The sequence below is a fragment of the Actinomycetospora callitridis genome (genome assembly GCF_028737265.1).
GTDB lineage: Bacteria > Actinomycetota > Actinomycetes > Mycobacteriales > Pseudonocardiaceae > Actinomycetospora > Actinomycetospora callitridis.
Genome location: NZ_JAQZAK010000008.1, coordinates 241,535 through 249,457, shown reverse-complemented (window position 1 = coordinate 249,457; position 7,923 = coordinate 241,535). Strand labels below are relative to the sequence as shown.

Genomic DNA, 7,923 nt, shown 5'->3' with positions numbered 1-7,923 from the left:
CCTGGCCTACGCCGAGATCCACCCCGACGAGAAGGGCGACACCTGCGCCGGCTTCCTGCGCCGCGCGGCCGCCGCGTTCACCGATCTCGGCGTCGAACGCATCGAGCGGGTCATGACCGACAACGCGCTGGCCTACCGCTCCACCGCGTGGCGTCACGCCCTGACCGACGTGGGTGCCCGCGCCTGCTTCACCCGCCGCTACCGGCCTCAGACCAACGGGCAAGGCGGAGCGGTTCAACCGGACCCTGCTCGACGAGTGGGCCTACCAACGGCCCTTCGCCAGCAACAACGACCGCGCCGCCGCCTTGCCCGACTGGCTCCACACCTACAACCATCACCGCACCCACACCGCGCTCGACGGCCACCCACCCATCACCCGCGTCAACAACGCAGCTGGGCACTACACCTAGGCGCGCGAAGTCCCCGTTCGCGCCGCCGGTTCGTCGGCGAGGGGCACGTTCGGCAGTCACCGACCCCTCCCGATCATGCGGGAGGTGCCCCTCGCGCGAACGGGGAGTTCCGGCGCCTAGAAGCAGCGAACAGCCCGTTCGTTGCGACCGGGAGGACCTCAGTCGCGGAAGATCACGGTGCGCATGACGACGAAGTTGATCGTCGTCGCGCAGGCCTGGGCGACGAACCAGGACAGGAAGCCGGCGAGGACGCCCGGGTCGACCGAGGGCGCGCCCATGACGTAGAGCACGAGGCTGGCGACGCCGACGTTGACTGCGAAGGTCGAGCCGTAGAGCAGCACGAAGCCGAGGAACTTCCCCGCGCCGCCGGAGGACGAGGCGAAGGTGAAGCGGCGGTTGAGCAGGTAGGCCGTCGTGGTGCCGAGGATGAACGACACCGCCTTGGCCAGCGGCGCCCAGACGCCGAGGGCGAGGAGCCCCGCGTACACGCCGAGGTCGACGCCGGCGGCGACGGCGCCGATCGCCACGAAGCGCACGAGCTGCGCCTTGAGCCCCAGGGGGGCGGGGCGCTCGCCGGTCTCGGCCGCGGTCATGGTTCGAGGGTACGAGGCAGCGCCGGACACCACGGAGCGGCCCCGCCGGGTCAGCCCTTGTCGGCCTGCTTCTGCAGCTGCTTCTCGACGGTCGTGCGGTCGCGGTGCTCGCGCTCGTGCTCGAGGGCCTGCTGTGCGGTGGACGGGTCGAGGGAGCGCGCCTCCTTCACCGCGTCGTCGGCCTTCATCTCGTCGAGGTGGGCCTCCTTGCGGGCGGTCTTCGCCTTCTCCGTGTTGGGGACGTCGCCCTCGCCCTTCCTCGAGGCCTCCCGCTTGCGCTCGCGGGTCTCCTCCTTCTCGTCGTCCGACATCTCCTCCCAGGCCTTCTTCGGCAGGTAGCGGTCGGTCTCGCCGTCGCCGCGCGCGTCGGTGGAGCCGTCGGCGGTCTGCCACTGCTCGTCGGTCCACTGCTCGAGGCTGCGCTGGGCATCCGTGGGCCGGTCGGGGTGCTCGTAGCCACCCCCCTGCTTCTCGTACTCCTGGGTGAGCAGCTGGCTCTTGCGGGCCGACCACTTCCCGGGTGCCCCACCCCTGTCCGACTGCTTGATCTCCTCCTTGAGGCGTTCACGCAGCTCGGGGTGGGTGTAGTCCTTCGCGTAGTCCGCAGCGCCCTTGGTCATGGCGGCGGGTACCCGCCGACGGGCCCGGGAGCGCGACCTCGTCGGGGTGCACCGGGAGCGCGTCGATATCGTCGCAACCCATGGCCGTGGTGGCAGCGCAGGAGAGCCGGCCGGGCCCGGCTCCCGACGCCCCCGGCGACGAGTCCGGTCCCGGGCGTCGTGGTGGCTCGCGCGCGGCCGGCTGGTGGCTCGCGGCCCTCGCGGCGCTCACCGTCGTGCTCGGGCTCGCGATCCCGCTGGCGCCGGTCATCGCGGACGACCCCGTCGTCACCTGGCCGAAGGCCGGCACCCCGGCGGCGTCGACCAGCCTGCCGCTGACGCCCTACCGCCCGCTGAGCATGACCGCCGACGTGCCGTGCGCGGCGCTGCGCCCCGGCGGCGACGCGCTGCGCACCCAGCCGGAGTCCGCCGGCACGCCCGGGCGGGGACTGACGGCCGGCACGAGCGGCGGCCGCGTCGTCATCACGGGCTCGGGTGCCACGGTGCTCGACGAGCTGCTCCCGCTGGGCGACTGCACCTACCGGATCGTCGCCGACCAGGCGGGGACGCGGGTGGAGCGCGACGGGCAGCTGCTCGTCGACCGGCCCGGCGCGCTCGTGCCGCAGGTCGCCGAGCTCGCTACCGAGGCGCCGGGGACGCCGGGTCTCACCGCGACCGTGCACACCGACGACCGCTACTCGTCGTTCCCGAGCACCCTGAAGCTCGTCCTGCTCGTGCTCCACGCGCTCGCGCTGGCGGCGACGCTGTGGATGGCGGTGCGGCGATGGCGCGGCCGCGGACCCGGCCTCGAACGACCACGGTTCCACCCGGCGGACGCCGTCGTGCTGCTCGTCTCCGCAGCCTGGGTGGTGCTCGGGCCGCTGCAGAACGACGACTCCTGGTACACGGCGATGGCCAGGGCCGCGACGCCGACGGGCTACATCGGCAACCAGATCTACATGTTCAACACGACGGAGAACCCGTTCGTGCTGTCGCAGTACCTCATGGCGCTCTGGGGCCACCTCGGCGTGGCGATCGGGCTGCCGGGCTGGGGCCTGCTGTGGATGCGCCTGCTGCCGCTGCTGCTCGGGCTCATGACGTGGTGGCTGCTGCGGACCCTGCTGGTCACGCTGCTCGGCCGGTCCGGACGTCTGCCCGGTGTCGCCTGGGCGCTGCTGCTGGCGCACCTCGCCTGGTGGCTGCCGTACGGGATGGCGCTGCGGCCGGAGGTCGTCATCGTCCCGCTGTCCGCGGGTGTGCTCGTGCTCGCCGAGCTCGCGCGCCGGCGCCAGGCCGTCGGCCCCCTGATCCCGGCGACGGCCCTCGCCGCGCTCGCGGTGAGCGTCTCGCCGTCCGGGCTGGTGGCCGCCGCGCCCGTGGTCGTCGCGCTGCCGTGGTTGTGGCGCTGGCTCGTGGCCCGCGGCTGGCGCTCGCGGCTCGGTGCCGCGGGGGCCGTGATCGCCGCCGGCACGATCGCGATCCCGATCGGCTTCGGCGACGCCACCCTGGGCGACGTCATCGAGGCCACCGACGTCCACAGCTGGTACTACCTGACCTTCCCCTGGTACGAGGAGTGGGCCCACTACCGGACGATGATCGAGACCGGCACGTGGGGACGCCGGCTGCCGGTACTGCTGACCGTGGTGCTCCTGGTCGTCGTGTCGATCGGCAGCGGACGCGGCCCGGCCGGCGGGCGCCTGCGGGACGCCACCCTCGCCGCCGCGGTGACCACGGCCGTCGCGCTGGGTCTGCTGGCGCTCGGGCCCACGAAGTGGGTCAACCACTTCGGGGCGGTCGCGGCACCGGCCACCGTGCTGCTCGCGCTGACGCTGCTGCACTCGCCCCTGCCCCGCCGCGCCGGCGCGCTCGTGACCGGGGCGTCGGTGCTGCTCATCAGCGGCGCGGCCGTGCTCGGGTTCGCCGGACCCAACACCTGGAAGCCCTACAGCGACCGCGGCCAGCCCTTCGGCGACCACCTCGACACCGAGATCTCGATGCTCGACCTCGAGCAGTTCGCCCCGCACTGGGACCAGTTCTATCTGCGCGACGTCTGGTGGTGGCTGCTCGTCGCGGCGGTCGCCTCCGGCTGGCTGTGGTGGCGGCGCCGCGCGAACAAGCGCACGTACGGCGTGACGCCCGAGCGCGCGGTCCTCGTCACCGCCACGACGGTCCTGGTCGGGCTCCTGATCGCGGTGATGGTGCTCGCACCCGTGTGGCAGGGCGCGGGCTGGAGCGTCGCGGGCAGCCAGATGCAGGCGCTGACGGGACGCGGGTGCGGTCTGGGCGAGGCGGCCACGGTGATGGCCCGGACCCGCGAGGACGTGGGGGCACCCACCACCCCGGAGACCCGCACCGGCGACTTCGCCCTCGCGGCGAACGACCCCTCCCCGGTCCCGGCGCCCAATCCCGGGCCGGTGTGGCACGACCAGGTCGAGCTCGTGCCCGGCGCCGACCCCACCACCCCGCCGCCCGGTGTCACCGGGCTCGGCACCCTGACCACCGGCTGGTTCCCGCTGCCCGCCACCGACCCGATCGACCCCGAGGCGCCCACCCACCTCGTCGTCCCCGTCGCGGGCAACGACCCCGACCGCCAGCGGGTCGTGGTCCAGTTCGGCTCGGGCGACCCGGGCGCGCCGGTCGAGGCCGAGTCCGTGGTGGCGACGCCGGTCGGCGGGTTCACCGCCCGCCAGTGGCAGGAGATCCCGGTGCAGCTCCCGGGCAGCCGGCCGACCGCGGCGCGGGTGGTGGTCGAGGACCGCGTCGCCGGGCCGGAGAGCTCGCTCGCGGTCGCGTCGCCGCACCTGGCCCGCATGCAGCCGGTCGGGAACCTCGTGGCCGCCGCGGCCCGGCCGAACCCGGACGTGGTCGCCGGCGGGGCGTTCGCCGACCAGCTCTCGGTCGTGCTCTGGCCCTGCGTCGACCAGGTCTCGGTCCAGGACGGCATCGCCCCGACCCCGACCCTGCGTCTGAACGCCGCCGAGAACACCCCCGAGTTCATCCTCACCAACCCGACCTACGAGTCGTGGGGCGGGACGATGGTGCAGTCGGAGCGGACCTGGGCCACCGTGCGCCCGTTCTCCGCGGTCCCCGACGGCGGGGTGCCGGCGCTGCCGTGGGGCACCGTCGAGCGGATCGTCTACGACCACCCGACCGACGGCTACGACCTCCGCGTCGACCAGGTCTCGCGCGGGGGCCTCGAGCGGTTCGCGACGCTGGCGTCCGAGGAGTACTCGGGGCGTGAGTACCTCGGCTGAGACGACCCCGCCCCGGCTCGTCAGGCAGGGTCCCGGACTCCTCCTGGCCTCGGCCGTGCTCACGCTGCTGTGCGCGATCGCGTTCCCGCTCGCGCCCGTGACGCAGCCCGTCGTGACGTTCACGTGGCCGCAGGCGCCGGCGCAGACCGCGGTCGCCCTGCCGCTGATGCCCTACCAGCCGGTGGCGCTGGACGCCTCGGTGAGCTGCGACGCGCTCGCGGCCACGCCGCCCGGGGCGACGACGCTGGCCACCACGCCTCCGGGCACCCCGTCGGCGCCCGTCGGCGGGCTGTCCGTCCGTCCGGTGCCGGGCGGCGCGCTGGTGACGAGCAACGGCGAGGCCCTCGCCGCCGTGGCCCTGCCGCGCGGCCCGTGCACGCTGACCGTGGCGTCGACGCCGTCGGCCACGAGCGTCCTGCTCGACGGCCGGGTCGTCGCGTCCCGCGAGGGCGACGTCCGTCCCGTCGTGGCCGCGGCGATCACCGGGGCGCCGGGCACGGACCGTCTGTCCCTGTCGCTGCGCACCGACACGCGGTTCCAGACCACCCCGGGCGTGCTGAAGTACCTGCTCGGGCTGGGGGTGCTGGTCGGGCTCGCCGGGATGGTCGCCGGCGCGTGGCGCCGCGACGGGCGCGCGTTCGCCCGTCCTCGTCGGCCGCGGCTGCGCCCGGTCGACGGGGTGGTGACCCTCGGGCTCGCCGGGTGGGCGGTGGTGGGTCCCGCGACGGTCGACGACGGCTACATCGCGGGCATCCTCCGGGCGCGCGACTCCAGCGGCTTCACCGGCAACGTCTACCGCTGGCTCAACGCGCCCGAGGCGCCGTTCAGCTGGTTCTACGAGCTCACGCGGACCTGGGCGGAGCTCGCGCCCGGCGCGCCGTCGGTGCTGTGGCTGCGCGTCCCCGCGACCGTGCTCGGGCTGCTGATCTGGCTCCTGCTGCGCCGCCACGCCCTGCCCCGCCTCGGTCCGGCCCTGCGCCGGCCGGGGGCGACGTGGGTCGCCGCGGCGGCGTTCGCGGCGTGGTGGCTGCCGTTCGGGCTCTCGCTGCGCCCCGAGCCGTGGCTCGCGCTGGGCGTGCTGGCCGTCTGGGTGTGCGTCGAGCGGGCCGTGGCCACGCGGGCGCTCCTGCCGCTGCTCGGGGCCGGGGTGGTCGCCGGGTTCACGGTGGCGCTGACGCCGGGCGCGCTGCTGGGCCTCGCGCCGCTGCTCGTGGCGCTGCCCGCGCTGGCCCGGGCAGGGCTCGGCGCTCGGGAGGGATGGACCCGCACGCTCGTCGTCGTGGCCGGCCTCGCCGTCGCCGTGCTGCCGATGGCCGCCGACCAGTCGCTCGCGGGGCTGCTCGAGGCCACGCGGGTGCGCCAGCTCGTCGGGGGCGGGCAGCCGTGGTGGCAGGAGCTGTCGCGCTACTCGTCGCTCCTGGAGCCGGGCAACGTGCAGGGCGGGATCGGGGCGCGGCTCGCGGTGCTGCTGACCCTGCTCGCGCTGCCCGCCGTCGCATGGGCGGTGCTCGCGGCCCGGGTGCGCGCGGGGGTCGCGGTGGGCCCGGCGCGTCGGCTGCTCGCCGTCACGGCACTCGGGCCGGTGACCCTGATCGTCAGCCCGACGAAGTGGACGCTGCACTTCGGTGAGCTCGTGGGTGTCGGCACGGCGGTGCTGACGCTGTTCGTGGTGCTCTGGTCGCCGCGGCTCGTGGCGTCGATCGGGCGGCTGCGCGGGCCCGCCCTCGTCGTCGTGCTGGGCGGCCTCGGGCTCGTGACGACGCTCGTGCTCATCGGCTACAACCAGTGGGCCTGGGCCTCGGCGTGGGGCGTGTTCTGGAACGACATCCCGCCGCAGATCGCCCGCGTGGCGCTGGGCGACGTCGCGCTGCCGGTGACGATCGCGGGCACGCTGGTGCTCGGCGTGCTCGTGGCCGTGCGCGGGCGGGCGCCCCGCCGGGTGGCCCGGGTGCTGGCGCCGGGGACGGTGGCGCTCGTCCTCGTGATCGCGGTGATCGCGCTGGAGGGCGGCTCGTTCCTCAAGGTCACCGCCGACCGGCGCGGGACGTTCAGCTACGGCTCGGACTCCCTCGCGGCCCTGCGCGGCGACCCCTGCGGGCTGGCCTCGGACCTCGCGGTGGAGACCGATCCCCGGGCGGGCGTGCTGGTCCCCGGTCCGCGGTCGGTCGACGAAGCGGATTTCCTGGCACCCAGTGCAAGCGAGGACGCAGGGCTTGCACTGGGTGCGCGGTTCGCGCCCACCGACCCGCAGACGCCGGCTGCGGTGCCGCTGGCGATCGGGGGGACGGAGCTCCCGGGGTGGGCGGCGCCGGTGACGTCGCCGGACGAGGGCCCGGCGCGGCTGCGGTCGGACTGGTTCGTGCTGCCGCCCGAGGCGCGTGAGCGGCGAGCGCCGGTGGTCGTCACCGCGAGTGGGTCGGTGTCGGCGGGCTCGGTGGTCCTCGAGTTCGCGGCGTCGCCGGGCGAGGAGCCGATCGCCGAGACCCCGGGCGGCCCCATGAGCGGCGTCGCCCCGCGGGATCTCCGGGCGCTCGCCCCCGAGGGCACGACGCTGGTCCGGGTGCGGGCGACGAGCTCGGCCCGCGACGCCGCGGACGCCCGGACCGCGACGCCCGTCGGGCGCGCGCCCGACCTCCCGCTCGCCGTCAGCCTGCCCCGGGTGCCACGCACGGTGCCGTTCGACGACGTCGTCCCGCCGGGCAGCACCGCGCTCGTCGACTGGCCCGTCGCCTTCGCCTTCGGGTGCCTCACCCCGCCGCCGCTCACCGGGGGGACGGCGGGCATCCCGCCCTGGCGCGTGACCCCGCCCGGCCTCGCCGACACCGGCGAGATCGAGGTCGCCCCGACCACCGGCGGCCCGTTCCTCACCCCCCGCCTGCTGATCGAGGAGACCCGCCTGCCGGTGTACCTCGACGGCGACCCGACCCGCGACGCCGTCGGCCTCGCGCGCTGGGTGCCGCGCCTGCCCCTCGGGGCCCTGTCGCCGCAGGTCGGCGAGGAGACCGTCGCCGGCTGGACCCGGACGGGACGCGCGGGAATCCCCGTCCTGGACACCCCCTAGACTCGC

Annotated in this window: 4 protein-coding genes and 1 pseudogene; 3 read left to right on the top strand and 2 right to left on the bottom strand. The window is 75.4% G+C overall.

What is annotated here, in order from left to right:
• Positions 1-410 (top strand): annotated as a pseudogene (locus PH191_RS23105) (integrase core domain-containing protein); the annotation flags it as partial.
• 158 nt (positions 411-568) lie between these two features.
• Here the strand turns inward: PH191_RS23105 and PH191_RS23100 are convergent.
• Together PH191_RS23100 and PH191_RS23095 are read right to left on the bottom strand one after the other, a co-directional pair.
• A complete protein-coding gene (locus PH191_RS23100) occupies positions 569-1,003 on the bottom strand; it encodes a GtrA family protein (protein ID WP_274196978.1) in 435 nt (144 codons plus the stop codon).
• Between the two features lie 50 nt (positions 1,004-1,053).
• Positions 1,054-1,623, bottom strand: a complete 570-nt coding sequence (locus PH191_RS23095; protein WP_274196977.1) for a hypothetical protein — start codon at positions 1,621-1,623, stop codon at positions 1,054-1,056.
• Positions 1,624-1,703: 80 nt separating this feature from the next.
• Between PH191_RS23095 and PH191_RS23090 the strand changes: the two genes are divergently transcribed.
• Together PH191_RS23090 and PH191_RS23085 are read left to right on the top strand one after the other, a co-directional pair.
• Positions 1,704-4,856 carry an arabinosyltransferase domain-containing protein gene (locus tag PH191_RS23090; protein ID WP_274196976.1) on the top strand — a complete coding sequence of 1,051 codons (3,153 nt, stop codon included), beginning with the start codon at positions 1,704-1,706 and terminating at the stop codon, positions 4,854-4,856.
• Positions 4,840-7,917 (top strand): arabinosyltransferase domain-containing protein, encoded by a 3,078-nt coding sequence (locus PH191_RS23085; protein WP_274196975.1) that lies wholly within the window; start codon positions 4,840-4,842, stop codon positions 7,915-7,917. Before PH191_RS23090 ends, PH191_RS23085 begins: the two co-directional genes overlap by 17 nt.
• Positions 7,918-7,923 lie beyond the last annotated feature (6 nt).

Bases quoted from the DNA above. Each gene is read 5' to 3' on its own strand.
- PH191_RS23100 (WP_274196978.1), bottom strand. From the start codon at position 1,003: ATGACCGCGGCCGAGACCGGCGAGCGCCCCGCCCCCCTGGGGCTCAAG.
- PH191_RS23090 (WP_274196976.1), top strand. From the start codon at position 1,704: ATGGCCGTGGTGGCAGCGCAGGAGAGCCGGCCGGGCCCGGCTCCCGAC.
- PH191_RS23095 (WP_274196977.1), bottom strand. From the start codon at position 1,623: ATGACCAAGGGCGCTGCGGACTACGCGAAGGACTACACCCACCCCGAG.